Raw genomic sequence first — 18,953 nt, 5'->3', positions numbered from 1 at the left:
GGCTCGTCCACACAGGTGGTCAGCAGCGTGGTCCGGGCACGGGCCGCGGTCAGCGAACTCCACGCCCGCTCACGCAGTACGTCGACGTCGAGATGCGGTGGAGTGGCGGTGTCCTCGGTGGCGTCGGTCATGGACGGCTCCTCCTTGGGTTCAGGGACCGGCGTGCGCCGTCGGGTGTGTCCAGCAGGTCGTCGGCAGGACACCGGCCCCGGCGGACGTAGCGCTCCAGGTACCCGGCGACGGTGTCCGCGACGTGTGTCGTGGCGCCGAGCCGGGGCAGGGCGGCGAGCGCCGCCTCGAAGCAGGTCACGGCCGCCTTGTGCAGGTCAGGGTCGGCCAGGGCGACACGCGCGGCGTCCCGGTACAGCGGGTTGTGCGGCGCGGGCAGCCCGAGGGTGCGCGCGGCCAGGGGTTCGACCGCGTGGCAGGCGGTCTCGGTGGCCTCCAGATCGTCGAACAATGCCGCCGTCACGGCCAGCGGCACGATCCAGCCGTCGTCACCGGGCTGCGCGTCGATCATCCGCAGCTCCAGATGGCCGCGCGGCCTGACCGGCGGGAACAGCGTGGTCAGGTGATAGCCGGTGTCGTCCCGCGTCGGTGGTCTCGGCGTCCGGTGCCGTGCCCACTGCCAAAAGGGCATGGGTTCGGGGACGTCCCACGGTCCGTGGTGCCGGCGTATGCACATCACCGGTGCGTCCAGGGCGTGCCGTGCCCAGGCGCCACGCGGATCGGAGGTGAGCGCGGGGCCGCCGGCCCGGCCGGGGCCGATCTGCATCCACCGCAGCTGCCGGGTGGAGCGCCAGCCGGTGGAACAGGCTTCGGCGAGCGGGGAGTTGGCGAACGCGGCCAGCAGGACCGCGCCGAGGTGATGGGCCAGCCACCACCGCCGCACATACCCCTGCGGGCCGGGTTCCTCGTACCCGGCGTCCACGCACACCTGCACCGAGGCCGAGCTGCACATCATGTAGCGTCCGCCGGGACCGGTGCGGTCGAGACACACCTCCATGGCGTCGTAGCGGGGCTGCCGCAGCAGGCGGCGAGGAGCATGCCAGGGGTCGTGACCGAGGCCCACGAGGGCGAGGTCGTGGTCGCGCAGGACCGCGCGGACGGCGTCGAGATCGGCGTGCACGACGTGGACACACTCCATCAGGGAAGCGGAGGGAGGGGAACTCAGCTCCAACTGGCCGCCGGGCTCGACGGTCAGCGCGGACGTCAGGGGCAGGGCCCGCAGGGCGGTCCAGGCCGCCGCGAGTCGTTCGGGGCTCACCGGACGCCGGGACGCCCGGATGTCGTGGACGAGCCATTCCACCTCGACGCCGATGCGTCCGGGCGGACCGGTCTTGAAGCAGATGCCCCGTATCAGTGCCTCGGCTTCGGCCTCGTCGACCGCGGCACGGGGCCGGGTGCCGGCAGGAACCGGATCAATCATCGACCCATCCCTTCTTTTCGTACGGCTTTTCACGGCTCTTCTCGTACGGCGTGCGCCGTACCACTCAACGAGGGCCGCGGGACGAGGAGTCGGCCGCAACCGGGGAGCACTGCCGGCGGGGTGCCGGACGGGGCGCGCAGGTGCTCGCGTGCTCTCGCACTTCGATGTCCCGCCCGGTCGAGCACGGCCGGGACGAGACATCCAGCTGCTCAGCGGCCGTACACCTCCAGCAGTCGCAGCCACACCTCGCTGATCGTGGGGAACGCCGGGACCGCGTGCCAGAGCCGGTCCAGCGGAACCTCCCCGGCGATCGCGACGGTCGCCGCGTGCAGCAGTTCCGCGACGTCCGGTCCGACGAGCGTGAAGCCCACGACGACCTTCCGGTCCTCGTCGACGACCATGCGGGCCTGCCCCTGGTAGCCGTCGGCGTGCAGGGCCGCCCCCGCGACCGCGCCCAGGTCGTAGTCGACGACGCGGATGGTGATCCCGGCGGCCTCGGCGGCGGCCGCGGTCAGCCCCACCGAGGCCACCTCCGGCTCGGTGAAGACCACCTGCGGCACGACGCGCTCGTCGGCCGTGGCCGTGTGCCGGCCCCACGGGCCGTCCTCGACCGGCTCGCCCTTGGCGCGCGCCACGATGGCGTCGCCCACGGCACGGGCCTGGTACTTGCCCTGATGGGTCAGCAGCACACGCCGGTTGACGTCGCCGACGGCGTACAGCCACCGTCCGGCCAGCGCCTCCGGGTCGCCGCCCACCACGCGCAGCGTGTCGTCCACGGTGAGCCAGCTGCCCGCGGTCAGGCCGACGGAGTCCAGTCCGATGTCCTGGGTGTTGGGTGTACGGCCGACGGCGACGAGCAGTTCGTCGGCTTCCACCTGCTCACCGCTGGTGAGCGTGATGTGCACCGTGCCCTCGCCGTCCCGCTTGACGGACCCGGCCTCCGCGCCGAGGAGGACCTGGACACCGGCCTTCCGCAGCGACTCGGTGACCCGTTGCCCGGCGAACGGCTCGGCGAGCGGCAGGACGCCGTCCCGGGCGAGCACGGTCACCGACGACCCCAGGGCGGCGAACGCCGTCGCCATCTCGGACGCCACCACACCGCCGCCTATGACGGCGAGCCGTTCGGGAACCGCCCGCGCGGCGGCCGCCTCGCGGCTGGTCCACGGCTTGGCCTGGAGCAGGCCGGGGACGTCGGGCAGCAGCGCGCTGCTTCCGGTCGCGACGACGACCGCGTGACGCGCGCTCAGGGTCGTCGTCCAGCCGTCCGGTGCGGACACCTCGACGACCCGGGGGGAGCCGATGCGTCCGTGCCCCCGGTACAGCGCGATGCCGGCCGACTGCAGCCAGGAGACCTGTCCGTCGTCCTCCCAGTGAGAGGAGAAGGAATCGCGGCGGGCGAGCACGGCGGCGGCGTCCAGACCGCGGGTGACGGCCTCGCGCGCTCCCGGCAGGTGGCGGGCGGCGCGGAGCGCGGCCTCGCTCCGCAGCAGCGCCTTGGTCGGCATGCAGGCCCAGTAGGAGCACTCGCCTCCGACGAGTTCCCGCTCGACGACGGCGGCGGTCAGGCCTTGCCGCACCACCCGGTCGGCGACGTTCTCCCCGACCGGCCCGGCCCCGATCACGACCACGTCATAGGTGGCGGTCCTCATGTCAGGCGCCCTTCGAGGTGCGGCCCAGACGCAGGGCCGAGAGGAGGAAGAAGACGGCGCCCGGGACGGCGTACCCGATGGCGCTGGTCAGCGCGGGCTGCTCGGCGCCGGCCGAGGCGATGAAGGACCCTCCGGCCAGGACCGAGATGCCGCCGCTGAGGATCATCGGCCACTGGCCGCCCATGCTGCGGCGGGGGACGGCCACGATCAGCTGCACCAGGCCGGCCACGATCGCCCAGGCTCCCCACACGCGCAGCACCGCGGGGACACCGGACGCGCAGGCGATGGCCACACCGACGGCCGTGGCGAGGCTGACCGCGATGTTGACGTACAGCAGTGCGGGTGAGCCCGTGCTGCGCGAGACCCTCGCGTCGTAGATGGCCGCACCGACGTCGAACAGCGGGTACAGGACCAGCAGCACGGCCCCGAGGGGGGTGATCCTGGAGGCCATCGTGAACATCACGAGAGCCCAGACGATCGCGAACGCGAAACGGATGAAGTACAGCCGCCGCAGAGCAGAGGCGGTCCCGGCGATGCCGGACGGGGCAGCGATGGTGGTGCTCACGATGATCCTTTCAATGGTCGAGAACAGAAGGCGTCGGGCGTCCCCGCGGTCACCTGCTTCGCGGGTGAAACGCGGGCCGGTCGGGTGGGCCCACCTCGCGACGATGGGCGAGGCCGTCGCTGCGGGACCTGATGTGTCTCGCCTGCGGGGCGCCTGCCGGGCGGTGCGGTGGCGACGTCCGCCTCGGAAGGGCGGCCCGGACACCGGGTGTTCCGGACCCGACCCCCGACAGAACGACCGTTCTGTCACATCAGCATGGCCTCCCGGGACCCGACTGTCAAGACGGAACGTTCTACCTACCGCGCATCGATACCGGGACTCGACACGCAGAGTCCGGGCCGTGCGGGATTGACAGGCCTCGCCCCCGTCGCCAGACTTCCAGGAGAAGGAACGTTCTCCCTATTGCTTGCGGCACCGGCCTGCCATCACCAGGGCATCACTCCGAGATCTCTTCCGCCGGCCCGTGCGGCCCGGCGGCGTGTGCCGATTGCCACGGCCGCCGCCGGTGATGCGGGCATGAGGCCGGCAGCGCCACGCCTCCCTGGAACAAGGCGGCCCGCCAGCGCACGAGACCGATCGTTCTACCGTTTGATAGGGTGGCACAACATGAGTCGGACAACTACCGAAGGCGTCAGCACATCCAAGGCGCGCACGCGCCTTCTGAACACGGCAACCCGGATCTTCTACACGGAAGGGATCCACTCGGTCGGCATCGACCGGATCATCGCCGAAGCACAGGTGACCCGGGCCACGCTGTACCGTCACTTCACCGGCAAGGAACAGCTCGTCCTCGCCTACCTGGAGCAGGCCGACCAGGCGATCCGCGCCCAGGTCGCCGCCGCGGCGGCGGACAACGCCACCCCTGCCGACCGGATCCGGGCCATCGCCGCGGGCATCGCCGACAACATCAAGTCCCCCGGTTTCCGCGGTTGTGCCTTCCTCAACGCCGCCGCGGAGTACCACGACCCCGCCCACCCGGTGCACCAGGCGGTCCTCACCCACCGGCAGTGGTTCCTCGACACCGTCACGGATCTGCTGGCGCAGGCGGGCGGCACACCCGCCGACGCGGCGGGCCGTCACTTCGTCATGCTCCGCGACGGTGCCATGGCGGCCGGCTGCCTTTTCGACCCGGAACTGATCACGCAGACCTTCCTCGACGGAGTCGAGGGAATGCTGAAGCTGCGCGGCGCCTCCGCGGCGCAGAAGTAACCGGCAGCACCTTCCCGGGGCGGGCAGGCCGAAGGCCGTGCCGGGCGCCCGCCTTCCGGTCCGTCCGCACCTGGCACAGGTCCACCGCGGCTCCGGGCTCTCGGCGGAAGACGGCGATCGCAGGACGGACTGGCGGCCATCGCTCATGCCGAGGCTCCTGCGTGCGGACGGAAGCTTCCACCCCCGTGCGGCGCGGTGGCACGCACGCGGACCCGGGAGCCGAACGGCACATCCTCACGGGGACGGCTCCCCGGCTCTCGGCGCCGCCCGGCTCGCGGCCGGTGCGCGGCACCGGATCGTCGCTCCGCATGGCTCGCCGGACTCCCGGCGAGCCATCGAACGTCACGACGACGACTTCTCCGTCTCCCACCGTGTCTCCGCCTCCCACAGCGGGTGTTCCCGCCGCGCCCAGCTGCGGGCGACCCACCCGGTGCGCATGCCGTGCCGGGCCTCCGGGTCCGCCATGGCCATACCGATGTGACCGGCGAGGACGACGCCGAGGGTGAGCGCCAGCCAGTCGTGGACAAATGTGGCGCCGACGCGCCACTGCAGCGGGACGAGGTGCGTCTGCCACATCATCAGCCCGGTGCCGAGCATGACGAGCGTGGCACCGGCGCTCCAGGAGGCGTACAGCTTCTGGCCGGCGTTGAACTTGTGCGCCGGGCGTGACGAGGGCCGCTTGTCCCGGCGCAGAGCGGCGGCCAGCCAGCGGCGGTCGTGCGGGCCGAATCGGTTCAGCAGGCCCAGGTCGGCGCGCAGGGCACGCGAACCCAGCGCGGCCAGGACGGGGACCGGCAGAGCGATGCCCGCCCATTCGTGGACGGTCACCACCAGCGTGCGCCGGCCGACGAGTTCGGCGAGCACAGGGACGTACAGGAAGGCCGCGGTCACGACGCACACACCCATCAGGGCGGCCGTCGAGCGGTGGGCCCAGCGTTCGGCCCGGCTGAACCGGTGCAGGTGTGCGCCGTCGGGCGAGACGTCAGGCCGTGGGCTCATCGTCCCGTCCGTTCGACCGGCCCACCCAGGCGTCGATGTCGTAGCCACGTTCCTCCCAGTAGCCGGGCTGGACCTTTTCCGTGACCGTGATGCCCAAGAGCCACTTGGCGGATTTGTAGAAGTACATGGGTGCCACGTAGAGGCGGACGGGACCGCCGTGGGTGTGGCCGATGTCCTTGTCCTGCATGCGCAGGGCGACCAGGACGTCCGCGCGGCGCGCCTGCTCCATGGTGAGGCTCTCCGTGTACGCCCCGTCGAAGCAGGTGAAGTGCACCGCGCCGGCCGACGGGTGCACTCCGGCGGCGTCCAGCAGGTGGGACAGGCGGACCCCTTCGAACGGAGTGCTCGGGACGCGCCAGCCGGTCACGCACTGGACGTCCCGGACCATGCGTGTCTGGGGCAGCGCCCTGAGGTCGGCCAGGGTGTAGCTCCGGGGACGGTCGACCAGCCCGTCGACGGTGAGACGGTAGGTGTTCTCGTCCTTGTGCGGCACGGAGGAGGTCACCGTGTAGTAACGGAAACCTCCTCCGTTCGGGAGCAGCCCGGTCAGGCCGGACGGGTCCAGCTCGGAGGCACCCCCCAGGAACGCCTCCACCCCCCGTTGCAGGTGGGGACCGGCCGCGACACCCACCGCACCGAGTGCGAGTGTGCCGAGAAACACACGCCGCCCCACGGGAGTGCCTCGCTCCTGGGGTGTTTCTGAGTTCACGCTCGACTCCTCCGCGTTCACCGGACCGGCCGCCGGCCCCCTGCGCACTCAGGCGCGTTCGTCGACAGCACGACCGAAAGAGGGAACGGACTGCTCGTCAGCATCGCAAAGACGCCCGGAAGAGTCAAGACAGAACGTTCTACCTTGGCCGGGTGGCCCGCGGGATGCTCCTGTGGATGTCAAGCGGCTTCAGTGAGGTCGCTTCGAGTGGTTTTGGCGGGGCATGAGGGTCTCGCCGTGCGTGCCGACGCCGCCTGTGACTTCCGGGCGCTGGTTCGTCATGCTGGTCACTGCCGTCCTCTCGCTGATCCCGGTGGGGCGGCACGCGCCGGCGGGCGGGGGGAATAAGACAGTGGCGGGGCTTCTCGACCAAGCTCCCACAAGGTCACGAACGCCCGTCCGGTCGCGTGCGAGGCGGCTCCTCCGCGGATCGACACATCCCGAACAAGACAGTCGAGACGTCGGTCAGTCCGTGAGTCAGACCCGTCGGAGAAGCCACGTCACATCCTCACTGTCAGTCCTCGGCAGCCGGGGGCCACCACCGCCGCACCGCCTCGACGGTCTTGTCCGGCCCCGTGTTGAAACAGAGCACGGACCGCGGGGAGTGGACCCGGGCGATGTTGATGAGCTGCTCGAACAGCGGTGTCAGCGACGGCTCGAGGCGCACCCCGGCGCCGATCACGATCACGGCATAGTGTTTCCGGGTCACGGCGGCGCGGAACGTCTCCGCCGCTGCGGCGCTCCGGTCGAGACGGCAGATCTCGAAGCCGAGTCCCATGCGCTCGAGCTCCTTCTCCGCCTGCGCGAGACCCGCTCGGACCTGGGCCGCGTCGACCTCAGGGAACGCCTCGCTCGGCGCCGCGGGGTCACCGACGACACGCGGGTCGAGTCCTACGCTGAGCACGGTTTCCATCTGAACTTCCTTTCGTGGCGTAGCGACACAGTGCGGACCGTTCGCATCGAGGGCTGGCCGGCTCCGGCGAACGTCCGGTGCAGTGGTGTCCTGGAGTGTGCGGCAGGCGCAGCGTGAGCCACCGGCCACGTACGCTCGGCGCGTCGTGCACCCGGATTCCCCACGGCGCGGTACGGCGAGGTGGGCGGTCCACCGTCACAACTCGCCGTGCCGCCTCATCGCCCGGCGAACCTCGCCACGGCAGCCGGAGTGACGGGGGTGAAGAAGTTGACCAGGTTGCCGTCCGGGTCACGGAACAGCAGGGAGCGGTTGCCCCACGGCATGGTGGCGGGACCGTTGACCCACTCGGTGACGACGTCGGCCAGTTCCTTGTGCACGCGGTCCACGTCGTCGACATGGAACTCGATCACGGCACTGTGGTTGGCCGCCGGACGGGCGGACCCCTCGGCGAACAGCGGGACGGTGCGCTCGGATGCGATGGCGAGGGTTCCGTGCGCGGTGACGAGTTCGGCGAAGTCATCGGTGGACCAGGTGGCCTCCACCCCTGTGACCCGCTCGTAGAACGCGACGAGGCGGGCGACGTCGGCGGTGATGATCCGGGTCGACATGAAATCCATGGGGCTCTCCTGCCTGTGGTGCGAGCTGCGTGCTGCACGTTAGGCGATATAGAGGACAGAACCGGTCCGGTATTTCGATTACGGTGTGGTCATGTCCCGACCGACTGGCCGCGTGCTGGCCCTCCTGGAACTGCTGCAGTCGGGTGGCACCCGGAGCATCGCCGAACTCGCCGACCGGCTCGGGGTCGAGGGACGCACCGTGCGGCGTTACGTGACCCACCTCATCGACCTCGGTGTCCCCGTGGAGTCGGTGCGCGGCCGCTACGGCGGCTACCGGCTCGCGCCCGGGTACCGTCTGCCCACCCTGATGTTCAACGACGACGAGGCGCTGGCCGTCCTGATCGGGCTGGCGACCGGCCGCACGGCAGGTCTGACACCACAGCAGCGCACCGCCGGCGAGACGGCGGCGGCCAAGATCCGCAGGGTGCTGCCCAGGCACCTCGCGGACAGGTTCGACACGCTGCTGCGATCCGTGACCTATACGCACCGGCCCGGCGCGCTCACCACCCCGAACCCGGAATCGTTCCTCACCCTCGCCGACGCGGCGCGGCACCGCCGGCCGGTCTCGATCCGCTACACCGACCGTCTGGGACGGCACAGCGAACGCGTGCTGCACCCGTACGGCATCGTCGGGCATGCCGGTCGCTGGTATGTCACCGGCCAGGACGCCGGGATCGGTCAGGACCGCATCTTCCGCCTCGACCGCATCGCGGACGCGCGCACGCTTCCCGGCTCGTTCGACGCACCCGACGGCCAGGATCCGGCCGCACGTCTGCTGTCCCATTTCGCCAGGGATGAGTTCCGCTACGCGGTGAAGCTGCGGATCCACGGGACGGTGCAGCAGATCCGCGCGTGGCTCCCGGCCGACGCGCCGATCACGGAGGTGCACGGCGCTCCGGCGGACGCGGACGTGATGACCGAACGATGGCTGCGGGTCGAGATACGCACCGACCGGCTCGACTGGCTGCCTCCCCTTCTCGCCGCCCTCGACCGGCCTTTCGCCATCGAGCATCCCGAAGAACTGCGCGATCTCGTCCTCGCACTAGCGCAACGTATCGGCAGCAGTGCCAGGCGGAGGTGATGTTCCTGCCCTGTCCTGTCCAGGTTGGCGGCGGCAGGGGACGGAAAGGCGACGGACGGCCGCAGGCCGCCGCGCCCCGCAGGCGATCAGCGGCCAGGCACAACACTCGATGTGCCTCGTCAGGCCGTCATCACCTTGCGCCAGATCTCGATGACGGTCGCGCTCGCCCGGCCCAGGTCCCCGTCCGGGGTGCCGGCGGCACGGTAGAAGGTGCGCTCCGTCATCCAGCACAGGGCGTCCGCCAGGGCCTGAGCACTGCCGGGGCCGTCGCCGTCGGGGAGGCCGGCGCTCTGCAGGACGTGCGTCATGGTCCGGGCGAACCGTTCGACCGTCTGCCTCCAGGCGTTGCTGATGACCGGGTGGAGCGCCGAGTACTCGACGGCGGCACGCATGACGGTGCTGTGCTCCCGCCACACCTGTTCGGTCGCGCGGACGGCTCGCTCCATGGCCTCGACCGGCGGCACGGACTCCTGCTGGTCCGTGGCGTCGGCGTACGCCCGGATCGTCCGCATGGTCCGCTCGACGAGGGCCGCCAGCACCTCGTGCTTGTTGCCGAAGTAGAAGTACAGGGATGCCCGGGAGATCCCGGCCTTCTGCGCGATCGCCTCGACGGTCAGGTTCTCCGGACTCGTGTGTGCGAGCAGCGCTTCGGCGGCATCCAGAAGAGCCTGCTCACGCAGGTCTCCCTTTCGGGGGGCATCACTGCGCCTTCCCACGGTCTTCTCCCCTGTGTTCGACTCCGCAGCACTTTACTTCGGCGGCGGGGCGGCCCGGCCACTGATCGCGGCACCGCCCGGGCCGTCCTGCCGACGGGCCCGGCCGGTGTGTCAGTTGCTCGTGATCTGCGCTCCGTCGGAGAAGTCCGTGGTGCGCGACAGGGCTTCCCAGGTACGGATGTCGTCGTCCACTGCCTTTCGGGCCTGCCGGACGAGTCGCAGGGCGTCCGAGCCCAGAACCAGGTGGGCGGGCGGCTCGGGCACGTCCAGGATGTGCAGCAGGGCCTCGGCGGCCTTCTGCGGGTTCCCCAGCTGGTTCCCGCTGGCCTTGAGGCGCGCGGCGCGGATCGGCTCGAACAGCTCGTCGTAGTCGGGGATCGATCGCTCGGCCCGGGTCATCGACCGGCCGGCCCAGTCGGTGCGGAACGAACCGGGCTCGATGGCCGTGACATGGATGCCGAAGCCCGCCACCTCCTTGCGCACGCTGTCGAGCATGCCTTCCAGGGCGAACTTGCTGGCGCAGTAGGCGGACATGCCCGGCACGGCCATGAGGCCGCCCATCGAGGTCACCGCCATCAGGTGTCCCGAACGGCGCGCGCGCATGTGGGGCAGGGCCGCCTGCAGCGTGGCAGCGGCACCGAACACGTTGGTCTCGAACTGGGCGCGGACTGCGCCCATGGGGGTCTCCTCGAAGACGCCCTCCAGGCCGTAGCCCGCGTTGGCTATCACCACGTCCAGCGGGCCGACGGCCGCCTCGGCGTCGTTGATCACGCTGAAGACGGCCTCGTCATCGGTCACGTCGAGAAGACGCCCGTGTGCCCTGCCCGGCGCCAGGGCCTCGAACGCGGTCAGGTCGGCGTCCTTGCGGACCGTGCCCACGACAGTGTGCCCGGCGTCCAGGGCTCCCTGGGCGAAGGCCCGGCCCAGTCCGCTGCTGACCCCGGTGATCAGGAAGGTTGTCACGCCACATTCACATCCTTTGTCCATGGCGGCGTGCCGCCATGACGGGTGTCCCGCCACGTCTTCGAATCTACACCATGTCGAGTTTTTTCAACGCTACGACGATTCTTCGCGTCGTCCTGCTGAGCGGTGTAGCCGCCGACGAGTGCGTCTGCTCCGGGGATCGCGTGCACCTCGGCGCGCAGCCGCTCGACGGCCCTCTTCGCCGCGTCGCTGTGCGCCGCGTCCTCCACTACGGCGTCGACGCGCACCCGGCCGTCGACGACCAGCGGCTCACCGCCGCCGGGCCGCCCGGAGGCGGAGACCGCGTCGGCCGAGTCCACGCCCCTCGCGCGGGCGACGGCCGTCACCTCGGCACGGCGGTCGGCGTCGGCGTGATGCCCGCCGGGTTGCCGGACCCGCCGGGGAAGTGCTCGCCGAGCGTCTGCTGTGCGGCGACCGAGGGCACGTCGTCGGCGAAGATGTCGTCGAGCGGTACGCCCGATCGCCGGCGAGCAGCGTCAGCGGGCCGAGTGCGGTGGCGGCGCCGGCGGTGACGGCACCGAAGGACCGGCGCACGGCGGCCCGGGCGGCCGCGAACCGGTCGATGAGCGGCTCCATGCCCCCGCACCACCCGTGCCGGAGGACTGCCCGACGGACCAGCGTCGTTCGCCGTTCAACTGCGGCGTATGAACAGCGAGTTCAATCGCATCGTCCAGGAGTTCGCTCAGGCGCACGGCCTGCATCTCACCGACATGCAGGCCCTGGTCGCGATCCTCGATACCGAGGCCCCGGACACACCCATGACCCACGGACGTCTGCGCAAGCAGCTCAACCTCACCTCGGGTGCGACGGTCGCCTGCCTGGTCCGGCTGGAGCGCGCGGTTCACATCCGGCGCGCCCGGGCGGCCGACGACCGCCACATGGTGCACCCAGCGTACGCGGACCGGGCGAAGGACCCCTGTCCCGTGGCCGTCGCATGGTGTGCGGCACGGATCGACGAACCGTCCGCGCGCACGGGGTGTACCCAGAGGGTGCGCGTCGCGCGACAAGGTCAGGAACGTGGGCGCGTCGCGTCGCGGACGAGGTCGGCCAGCACACGCCGGCGTACGAGGGGCCCTTCCTCGGCCGCCCGCCCCAGCATGAGTGCGGCCGTGGAGGGGACGGCCAGCCACCAGGCCGCGAGCGCACGGGCGAGATACAGCAGGTATCCGGGGCTCACATCGTCGCGCAGCGCCCCGGCTCGCTGGGCGCGCACCACGGCGGCGATGTCGTCCGCGTAGTGCGCCGCCCGCTCGGCAGCGGCCGCGACCGGACCCGGCTCGCCTCGTCCGGGGTGGGTCTCCAGCCCCTCCCACAGCAGCAGCCGCAGGTAGTGCGGGTAGGTGCGGTGGTAGTCGTAGACACGCCCCGCGAACTCCCCCAGGTCGTGCGCCTGCTCGCCCGTGAGCGGCACCGCGGCGGCGAGCTTGGTCATCTCCTGTTCCAGCACCGCGGCGAACAGCTTCTGTTTGCTGCCGAAGTACTGGTATATGCGCTCCTTGTTCACTCCGGCCCGCTCGGCGACCCGGTCGACGCGCGCCCCCAGCGGTCCGTGCTCGCTGTACTCGTGCACCGCGGCGTCCAGGAGCCGCTGTTTCGTCCGCTGGGTGTCCCATGCCATGAGGCCCATTGAAACAGATTCCAACTGACCGGTTGCGGTTGCGGACGGCCGGTGACAGACTCCAACTTGTCAGTTGGATATCTTGTGGAAGGACTCCCATGCCGCCCGACACACTCGAAGCCCGTCTGCGGGCGGTCGAGGACCGTCTGGAGATCTACAACCTGCTCGCCACGCACCCGCTCAGCGGCGACACGGGCGAGCGCGACCTCATCGAGGCCATCTACACCGACGACTTCGTCTTCGACCGCGGCCCGGAGCTCGACGGCGCCCGGGGGCGTGAGGCGATGGTGCAGCTCGTCCAGCGCGACGAGCACTGGACGGCCATCGCCGGCGGCCTGGCACACTTCGGCGGTCTGCCGCTCGTGGACATCGACGGCGACACGGCGGTCGCCGTCTCCTATCTCGCGCTGATCACTCCGGACCCCGGCGGCGAGACCCGGGAGCTGGCCAACCACGGCACGTCGCAGGGTTACCGCATCCACCGAGTGCTGGCCAACCGCTGGACGCTCGAACGCGGCCAGGACGGCTGGCGCGTCGCATCGCGCATCCTGATGCCGATGGACGGCTCGGGACCCGCCGTGGAGCTCCTGCGCGACGCGGGCAGGGCACATCTGCACCACGCCCGTCAGGGACAGGGGACCTGACCGGCGTCCCCGGCCGGCACGCAGAAGCGTGCCGCACACCTTGGCGAACCGGCCGAGAGGGCCTGCGGCCCTGCCGGTCACGACCGTTCGCCTCCAGTACGGCCGCTTCTGCACGTACGGTCGCGGCGGTTCAGGGGTGACCCGCGGGGTGCGTCGGCGACGCGGTGTCCAGGCCTGTGGTCAGGCGCCGGTAGGCGGCGCGGGCGTGGAGCAGGCGGGCGAGTGCCGTCCCCGTGAAGGCGGCGCCCAGCAGGCAGGAGAGCCACAGCAGGTCACGGGGCCCGGCCCAGGTGAGGGTGCCCGCGGGCGGGACGGCGAAGCCGTTCAGGAACAGCCAGCAGAGCACGGCCGTGCCGGGGGCGGCGGTGAAGCGGGCGCGCCGCCCCAGCAGGGCGGCGAGCAGGGCCAGGACGGTGAGGGCGAGCACGGGCCGGTTCGGGCCCACGAGGACGTTGAGGACGGCCACCAGCAGCAGCGCGCCGCCGGAGGCGGCGGCCCACACCAGCGGCGTGGCCACGGGCCTGGGAACGGGTCTGGCTCCGGCACCGAGTGACGTCCACTCAATCATGCTGTTTTCCTTCCGGTGCTCTCCGTCCCGGGACAGGCACGCGTCGACCACCAGGGTGGATCTTATGGCGGGGCGGCGGATCACGGCTCGCCGCCGGCCGGGGCGGGGACAGAGCAGGCGTGGCCGGGTGCCGGACGCCGTCACGCTAGGGTGTCATTAAAGATTGTCCAAAGAAAACACCCGAATCAGACAGGGAGAAAGCCGTGGGCGCTGCGCGTATGAGCAGTACGCCGTTGCCTGGGATCGGGGTCCGTTACGACCTGACCACGCGGGAACAGCGTCATCTGTCCGTGGTCGCGCACCGGGACGGATCTCGGACGTTGAGCGCGTACGGCCAGGACGACCCCGATGCGTGCGCTCTGTCGGTGCGGCTGTCCGCCGGGGAGGCGGAGGCGCTCATCGACGCGCTGATGCCCGCGCATCACAGTCCGAGTCTGCTGTCGACGACGGAGTTGGGGCTCGTGGCCGAGCGGATCGGACTGCCGGCCACGTCCTACTGGAACGGGCGGGTGCTGGGCGAGACCCGGATGCGCACCGAGACCGGTGTGTCGATCGTGGCCGTGCTGCGCCGGGCCGAGGCGATCCCCTCTCCGGGGCCGGACTTCCGGCTGGCCGGCGGTGACACCCTGATCGTGATCGGGACCCGCGAGGGCGTGGAGGCCGCGGCCGGGATACTCGGGCGAGAGTGACCGTTCCGTGCACTCGTCCGCCACCTTCCTGATCGAGTTCGGCGCGATCATCCTCTGTCTGGGACTCCTGGGCCGGCTCGCCGGACGCTTCCGGTTCTCCCCCATCCCCCTGTATCTGCTGGCGGGGCTGGCCTTCGGCCAGGGCGGCCTGCTGACCCTCGGCACGAGCGAGGAGTTCGTGGCGATCGGCGCCGAGATCGGCGTGATCCTGCTGCTGCTCATGCTGGGTCTGGAGTACACCGCCAGCGACCTGGTCTCCAACCTCAGGACCCAGTACCCGGCCGGTCTCGTCGACGCCGCGCTCAACGCTCTGCCCGGGGCCGCGGCGGCGCTTCTGCTGGGCTGGGGGCCGGTGGCCGCCGTCGTGCTGGCCGGCGTGACCTGGATCTCGTCGTCCGGAGTGATCGCTAAAGTCCTCGGTGACCTGGGGCGGCTCGGCAACCGGGAGACACCTGTGATCCTCAGCATCCTGGTGCTGGAGGATCTGTCCATGGCGGTCTATCTGCCGATCATCACCGCCCTGCTGGCCGGGACCGGGCTCGCGGCCGGCAGCGTGACGCTGGCGATCGCGCTCGGTGTGGCCGGTCTCGTGCTGCTGCTCGCGGTGCGCTACGGGCGGCACATCTCCCGGCTCGTCTCCAGCGACGACCCGGAGAAGCTGCTGCTGGTGGTGCTGGGCCTGACCCTGCTGGTGGCCGGCATCGCCCAGCAGCTCAAGGTTTCGGCCGCAGTGGGCGCCTTCCTGGTGGGCATCGCTCTGTCCGGTGAGGTCGCCGAGGGGGCGCACAACCTGCTCGCCCCCCTCAGGGATCTGTTCGCCGCCGTGTTCTTCGTCTTCTTCGGACTGCGCACGGATCCGTCCAGCATTCCGCCGGTGCTGCTGCCCGCCCTCGCGCTGGCTGTCGTCACCGCACTCACGAAGATCGCCACGGGTTACTGGGCGGCGAGGCGGGCCGGTGTCTCCCCCAAGGGCCGGTGGCGGGCGGGCGGCACGCTCGTGGCACGCGGCGAGTTCTCCATCGTGATCGCCGGGCTGGCGGTCACCGCGGGGATCGAGCCCTCGCTGGGCCCGCTGTCCACCGCGTACGTGCTCATCCTGGTGATCCTCGGTCCCCTGACGGCCCGTTTCACCGAGCCGGTGGCGCTGCGCCTGACCGCTCGGTGGGGCTCGTCGGGCAAGACGGCACCGCAGCCGCAAGCCCAGGACGCGGTGGTGGACCCGGAGACGGTCGGCTGAACGAGGGCGGCGGGGCGGCACCGGCCGGACGGGGCCTGTTCCCGCCCGCACCGCCCCGGCCGTCCGCCGACCGGGCCGTGTCCGTGACCTCGTGTCACCGGGTGTCCGCCCCGCCGCTCCGGCAGGGCTCTTCCCGGCGCAAAGGCGCGGCTGTCGCCGCGCGGTGACGTCCGCGGGCTCCCCCTCTCCTGCCGACGGGCTCATCCGGCGCGGGAGATGCCCTCGCGGCCTTCCGGCCGCCGAGCCGCAAACCGGCGTGCGTCGGGAGCACACGGGAGCGGCAGGCTCCGGCGACCGGCGGCAGATGCGGCAACAGCCCCCGGACACCTGAGGGCTGCCGTGCCTCAGACCAGCGTCGCCGTGGCCGCGCGCAGTTCCTCCAGCGCCGCCAGGGCGTAGGGCGCGAAACCTTCCGCGTCGTCACGGTCGCCCGCGCACCACCGTTCGTAGCCCCGCCTGAACGCGAGGACTCCCAGCTCACCCGCGAGATGAGCAGTCGTCTCCGCCACACCGCGGGCCATCAACGCATCCCTCATGGCGGTCGACAGACCGACGCTCTTGAGCGCGTCACGCTCCTGCAGTTCGGTGCTGGCGGCCACGGCGGCCTTGAGGCGGGGGCCGAGTCTGCGGTTCTCCGGGCCCATGGCGTCGGAAGCGCACCGCAGACCGGCCGCGACCGCCTCCAGCGGGCCGGCGTCGTCGGGCGCCTCGGCGATGCCCTGCGTCAGCAGCCTGCTCAGGGTCTCCTGGCCGGCGACCAGCACCTCGCGCTTGTCGGAGAAGTGCCGGAAGAACGTGCTCTTGGTCACGCCGGCGCGCTCGGCGATCTGCGCGACCGTGGTCGCGTCGTATCCCTGCTCGGTGAACAGGTCGACTGCCGCGACGACGAGACGTTCGGTCGCCCCCGGTTGCCATCTAGCCATGGCAGAAGGATAGGCGATGGGACTTTGGTCTCATGGTGGGCGAGTGATGGGACTCTTGTCCCATCACGGTGTACTGTCGGGTGACGGGACAAGAGTCCCATCACTGTGAGGAGAGCCATGCATGTTTTCATCACCGGCGGTACCGGCACCGTCGGCTCCGCCGTCGTCGCCGAACTGCTCGCCCATGGCCACACCGTGCTCGCGCTGGCCCGCTCGGACGCCTCGGCACGCACGCTGCGGGAGGCGGGTGCCGAGGTGCTGCGCGGAGACTTCGCGGATGCCGGTGTGCTGCGGTCCGGCGCCGCACGGTCCGACGGCGTGATCAATCTGGCGTTCGGACGCGACTACAGCAGTCCGGACGCGATCGCACGGTCCATCGCCGAGGAACGCGCCGCGCTCACCGCACTGAGCGAGGAACTGCTCGGCAGCGACCGCCCCCTCGTGACGTCCTCCGGCACCCCCGTGGCGTCGGGCCGTGCGTCCACCGAGAACGATCCGCCGGAGACGCGGGGAGTCGTCGGCGAGCGCGGCCGCAGCGTCCTGGCCCTGCTGGACATGGCCTCGCGCGGTCTGCGCAGCACGGCCGTCCGCCTGCCGCGCACGGTGCACGACCAGGGCCGGGGGGGATATGCCGGCATGCTGGCCGAGACGGCGCGCCGCACCGGGGTGGCGGGCTACCCGGGCGACGGCACCCAGCGCTGGCCGGCCGTGCATGCGCGCGACGCGGCCGCCCTGTTCCGGCTGGCCCTCGAGTCGGCGCCGGCCGGGACGTCCTGGCACGCCGTGGCCGACGAAGGAGTCCGGGTGCGGGACGTCGCAGACGTCATCGGCCGGCGCCTGGGCCTGCCGGTCGAGCAGGTCCCGCAGGAGGCCTTCGGCCCGTTCGGCCCGTTCTTCGCCACGGACCAGCCGTCGTCGAGCGCCCACACCCGCCATGCCCTCGGCTGGCAGCCCACCGGCCCGGGTCTCCTGGAGGACCTGGAGAACATCCGGCCCTGACCGGGCCTTTCACCGGAGGCTGCCCGGGCCGGCCCGGCGGGTCGCCGCCGGCGTGCGGGCACGCCGTCGGTGCGCGCACCGTGGCCGGGTCGCCCGGGTGCGGCCGGCGGGCGCCGGGCCGGAGGGAGACGACGGCAGGCGGCGCAGGTGCCGGGCCCGCGGCTCCTTCAGGGCCGCGCCGGTGTGCCGCCGGACGCGCTCCACGTCGTCGACCGGGCCCAACTGGCCGGCAGGGCAAAGCGTTCGGCGGTGGGCGAGCCCGGTTCGACCGTGGCCGGTCCGAGGGTCTGCCCGGGGTCGTCGACCGGGGTGAACGCCTCGTGGCCCAGCACCAGGTCACCGACGACCGGGTGGTGCGGGTGTGTGGTCCACCTCGCCGGCGCCGACGTCGAACTCGGCGACGACCTGCTCGACGCGATCGACGCCGTCGTTCCGCCCGGCGTCGACCTGCACTCCATGGACTTCTGCATCGAGCCCACCCCCGCCGTCACCGGAAGACGTCCGCGGCGCCGCTGGGAGCGGCGGCCGCCTCCGTGCGTGCGCGGTAGCGGCCCGGGGGCAGACCGAAGTGCCGTTTGAAGGCGTGGGCGAAGGCGAAGGGCGAGCCGTAGCCGACCTGCCGGGCGATCGAGGGCAGCGGCCGGTCGGTCTCCCTGAGCAGGTGGGCCGCGGTGATCATGCGCCACCAGGTCAGGTAGGCCATGGGCGGCTGTCCGGTGAGGGCCGTGAACCGCCGGGCGAGGGTCGCGCGCGACACCCCGACGTGGGCGGCCAGGTTCTCCAGCCGCCACGGGGCGGCCGGGTCGCCGTGCAGGGCCTGGAGAGCCGCGGCGACCTCGCTGTCGTGCAGCGCCCGGGGCCAGCCGGTCCCCGGGTGCTCGTCGAACCAGGCCCGGACCATGTACACCAGCAGCAGATCGAGCAGCCCGGGGATCACGCAGTCCCGGCCGGGCCGTTCGCCGGTCGTCTCACCGGCGAGCAGGTCGACGGCGGCCCGCAGGTCGGGGTGCCGCCCGAGGCGGCGCGGGAGGTGGACGACGTCGGGCAGCTCCGTCAGCAGCGGGTGCGTGCGCCCGCGGTCGATGCGGTACTTGCCGCACAGGAACTCGGTGCGGCCCTCCGGGTCGTCCACCGCGGCGTCGAAGGGCACCGCACCCCGGTCTCCGGGCGAGTCGGACAGCACATGGGCACTGCCGTGCGGCACCAGGACGACGTCCCCGGCGTCCAGCGGCACCGGTGCGCCGTGCTCCGGCACCAGCCAGCCGGTGCCGCGCAGCAGCACATGGAAGCCGGCGCCGTCGTAGCGGTCGAACCGGAAGCACCAGGGGCCGGACACCCGGGCCCGGCTGGCGGCCGGCCGGCCGGTGCGCATGGCGGTGATCACGTCGCTGAGCACGTCCATGC

General features: G+C 71.8%; 20 protein-coding genes and 2 pseudogenes. 7 read left to right on the top strand and 15 right to left on the bottom strand.

Features of this window, described 5'->3' with window-relative positions:
• Window positions 1–127 precede the first annotated feature (127 nt).
• The 3 genes from egtA to IE286_RS17120 all read right to left on the bottom strand — a co-directional run bounded on the left by egtA (window position 128) and on the right by IE286_RS17120 (window position 3,643).
• On the bottom strand, window positions 128–1,429 hold the full coding sequence (gene egtA / locus IE286_RS17130; protein ID WP_189797615.1) for an ergothioneine biosynthesis glutamate--cysteine ligase EgtA: 1,302 nt from the start codon (window positions 1,427–1,429) through the stop codon (window positions 128–130).
• A gap of 209 nt (window positions 1,430–1,638) precedes the next feature.
• Window positions 1,639–3,078, bottom strand: coding sequence for a dihydrolipoyl dehydrogenase family protein (locus IE286_RS17125; protein WP_189797614.1), 1,440 nt, complete (start codon window positions 3,076–3,078; stop codon window positions 1,639–1,641).
• Window position 3,079: 1 nt separating this feature from the next.
• On the bottom strand, window positions 3,080–3,643 hold the full coding sequence (locus IE286_RS17120; protein ID WP_189797613.1) for a hypothetical protein: 564 nt from the start codon (window positions 3,641–3,643) through the stop codon (window positions 3,080–3,082).
• Between the two features lie 606 nt (window positions 3,644–4,249).
• Here IE286_RS17120 and IE286_RS17115 point away from each other — a divergent pair.
• A complete protein-coding gene (locus tag IE286_RS17115) occupies window positions 4,250–4,852 on the top strand; it encodes a TetR/AcrR family transcriptional regulator (protein ID WP_189797612.1) in 603 nt (200 codons plus the stop codon).
• Window positions 4,853–5,194: 342 nt separating this feature from the next.
• On the opposite strand, the gene IE286_RS17110 is transcribed toward IE286_RS17115, so the two are convergent.
• The 4 genes from IE286_RS17110 to IE286_RS17095 form a co-directional block, all read right to left on the bottom strand.
• Window positions 5,195–5,851 (bottom strand): cytochrome b/b6 domain-containing protein, encoded by a 657-nt coding sequence (locus tag IE286_RS17110; RefSeq protein ID WP_189797611.1) that lies wholly within the window; start codon window positions 5,849–5,851, stop codon window positions 5,195–5,197.
• Window positions 5,835–6,560 carry a molybdopterin-dependent oxidoreductase gene (locus tag IE286_RS17105; RefSeq protein WP_189797610.1) on the bottom strand — a complete coding sequence of 242 codons (726 nt, stop codon included), beginning with the start codon at window positions 6,558–6,560 and terminating at the stop codon, window positions 5,835–5,837. The genes IE286_RS17110 and IE286_RS17105 overlap by 17 nt, the downstream gene beginning before the upstream one ends.
• A 514-nt stretch (window positions 6,561–7,074) precedes the next feature.
• Window positions 7,075–7,473 carry a hypothetical protein gene (locus IE286_RS17100; RefSeq protein ID WP_189797609.1) on the bottom strand — a complete coding sequence of 133 codons (399 nt, stop codon included), beginning with the start codon at window positions 7,471–7,473 and terminating at the stop codon, window positions 7,075–7,077.
• A gap of 215 nt (window positions 7,474–7,688) precedes the next feature.
• Window positions 7,689–8,090: a VOC family protein gene (locus tag IE286_RS17095; protein WP_189797608.1), complete on the bottom strand. Its 402-nt coding sequence runs from the start codon at window positions 8,088–8,090 to the stop codon at window positions 7,689–7,691.
• Between the two features lie 91 nt (window positions 8,091–8,181).
• Here IE286_RS17095 and IE286_RS17090 point away from each other — a divergent pair, with 91 nt between their 5' ends.
• Window positions 8,182–9,171: a helix-turn-helix transcriptional regulator gene (locus tag IE286_RS17090; protein ID WP_189797607.1), complete on the top strand. Its 990-nt coding sequence runs from the start codon at window positions 8,182–8,184 to the stop codon at window positions 9,169–9,171.
• A gap of 119 nt (window positions 9,172–9,290) precedes the next feature.
• Here the strand turns inward: IE286_RS17090 and IE286_RS17085 are convergent, their stop codons facing one another.
• The 3 genes and pseudogenes from IE286_RS17085 to IE286_RS17075 all read right to left on the bottom strand — a co-directional run.
• The gene (locus tag IE286_RS17085; protein WP_189797606.1) at window positions 9,291–9,887 is read right to left on the bottom strand and encodes a TetR/AcrR family transcriptional regulator; all 597 of its coding nucleotides are present in this window, start codon (window positions 9,885–9,887) and stop codon (window positions 9,291–9,293) included.
• Between the two features lie 111 nt (window positions 9,888–9,998).
• Window positions 9,999–10,850, bottom strand: coding sequence for an oxidoreductase (locus tag IE286_RS17080; RefSeq protein WP_229863002.1), 852 nt, complete (start codon window positions 10,848–10,850; stop codon window positions 9,999–10,001).
• Between the two features lie 80 nt (window positions 10,851–10,930).
• Window positions 10,931–11,328: pseudogene (locus tag IE286_RS17075) on the bottom strand (MMPL family transporter); the annotation flags it as partial.
• Window positions 11,329–11,515: 187 nt separating this feature from the next.
• Between IE286_RS17075 and IE286_RS27225 the strand changes: the two are divergent.
• Window positions 11,516–11,782 (top strand): annotated as a pseudogene (locus IE286_RS27225) (winged helix DNA-binding protein); the annotation flags it as partial.
• A gap of 98 nt (window positions 11,783–11,880) precedes the next feature.
• Here IE286_RS27225 and IE286_RS17070 read toward each other — a convergent pair.
• Window positions 11,881–12,489 (bottom strand): TetR/AcrR family transcriptional regulator, encoded by a 609-nt coding sequence (locus IE286_RS17070; protein ID WP_189797604.1) that lies wholly within the window; start codon window positions 12,487–12,489, stop codon window positions 11,881–11,883.
• Between the two features lie 98 nt (window positions 12,490–12,587).
• Here IE286_RS17070 and IE286_RS17065 point away from each other — a divergent pair, with 98 nt between their 5' ends.
• Window positions 12,588–13,133, top strand: coding sequence for a nuclear transport factor 2 family protein (locus tag IE286_RS17065; protein ID WP_189797603.1), 546 nt, complete (start codon window positions 12,588–12,590; stop codon window positions 13,131–13,133).
• A 130-nt stretch (window positions 13,134–13,263) separates the two neighbouring features.
• On the opposite strand, the gene IE286_RS17060 is transcribed toward IE286_RS17065, so the two are convergent.
• The gene (locus IE286_RS17060) at window positions 13,264–13,701 is read right to left on the bottom strand and encodes a hypothetical protein (RefSeq protein WP_189797602.1); all 438 of its coding nucleotides are present in this window, start codon (window positions 13,699–13,701) and stop codon (window positions 13,264–13,266) included.
• 218 nt (window positions 13,702–13,919) lie between these two features.
• Here IE286_RS17060 and IE286_RS17055 point away from each other — a divergent pair, with 218 nt between their 5' ends.
• Window positions 13,920–14,390 carry a cation:proton antiporter regulatory subunit gene (locus IE286_RS17055; RefSeq protein ID WP_189797626.1) on the top strand — a complete coding sequence of 157 codons (471 nt, stop codon included), beginning with the start codon at window positions 13,920–13,922 and terminating at the stop codon, window positions 14,388–14,390.
• A gap of 7 nt (window positions 14,391–14,397) precedes the next feature.
• Window positions 14,398–15,627, top strand: a complete 1,230-nt coding sequence (locus tag IE286_RS17050) for a cation:proton antiporter (RefSeq protein ID WP_189797601.1) — start codon at window positions 14,398–14,400, stop codon at window positions 15,625–15,627.
• Between the two features lie 344 nt (window positions 15,628–15,971).
• Here the strand turns inward: IE286_RS17050 and IE286_RS17045 are convergent, their stop codons facing one another.
• Window positions 15,972–16,550, bottom strand: coding sequence for a TetR/AcrR family transcriptional regulator (locus tag IE286_RS17045; RefSeq protein ID WP_189797600.1), 579 nt, complete (start codon window positions 16,548–16,550; stop codon window positions 15,972–15,974).
• A gap of 117 nt (window positions 16,551–16,667) precedes the next feature.
• On the opposite strand from IE286_RS17045, the gene IE286_RS17040 reads away from it, so the two are divergent.
• Window positions 16,668–17,549 carry an SDR family oxidoreductase gene (locus IE286_RS17040; RefSeq protein ID WP_189797599.1) on the top strand — a complete coding sequence of 294 codons (882 nt, stop codon included), beginning with the start codon at window positions 16,668–16,670 and terminating at the stop codon, window positions 17,547–17,549.
• 167 nt (window positions 17,550–17,716) lie between these two features.
• Here the strand turns inward: IE286_RS17040 and IE286_RS17035 are convergent, their stop codons facing one another.
• Complete coding sequence (locus tag IE286_RS17035; RefSeq protein ID WP_189797598.1) at window positions 17,717–18,019, bottom strand: MmyB family transcriptional regulator; 303 nt, start codon at window positions 18,017–18,019, stop codon at window positions 17,717–17,719.
• Between the two features lie 17 nt (window positions 18,020–18,036).
• On the bottom strand, window positions 18,037–18,951 hold the full coding sequence (locus IE286_RS17030; RefSeq protein WP_189797597.1) for an AraC family transcriptional regulator: 915 nt from the start codon (window positions 18,949–18,951) through the stop codon (window positions 18,037–18,039).
• Window positions 18,952–18,953 lie beyond the last annotated feature (2 nt).

Source organism: Streptomyces thermodiastaticus (assembly GCF_014656135.1).
Classification (GTDB): Bacteria; Actinomycetota; Actinomycetes; order Streptomycetales; family Streptomycetaceae; genus Streptomyces; species Streptomyces thermodiastaticus.
The sequence above is the reverse complement of the archived record's forward strand: the minus strand, read 5'-3'. Positions and strand labels throughout refer to the sequence as shown.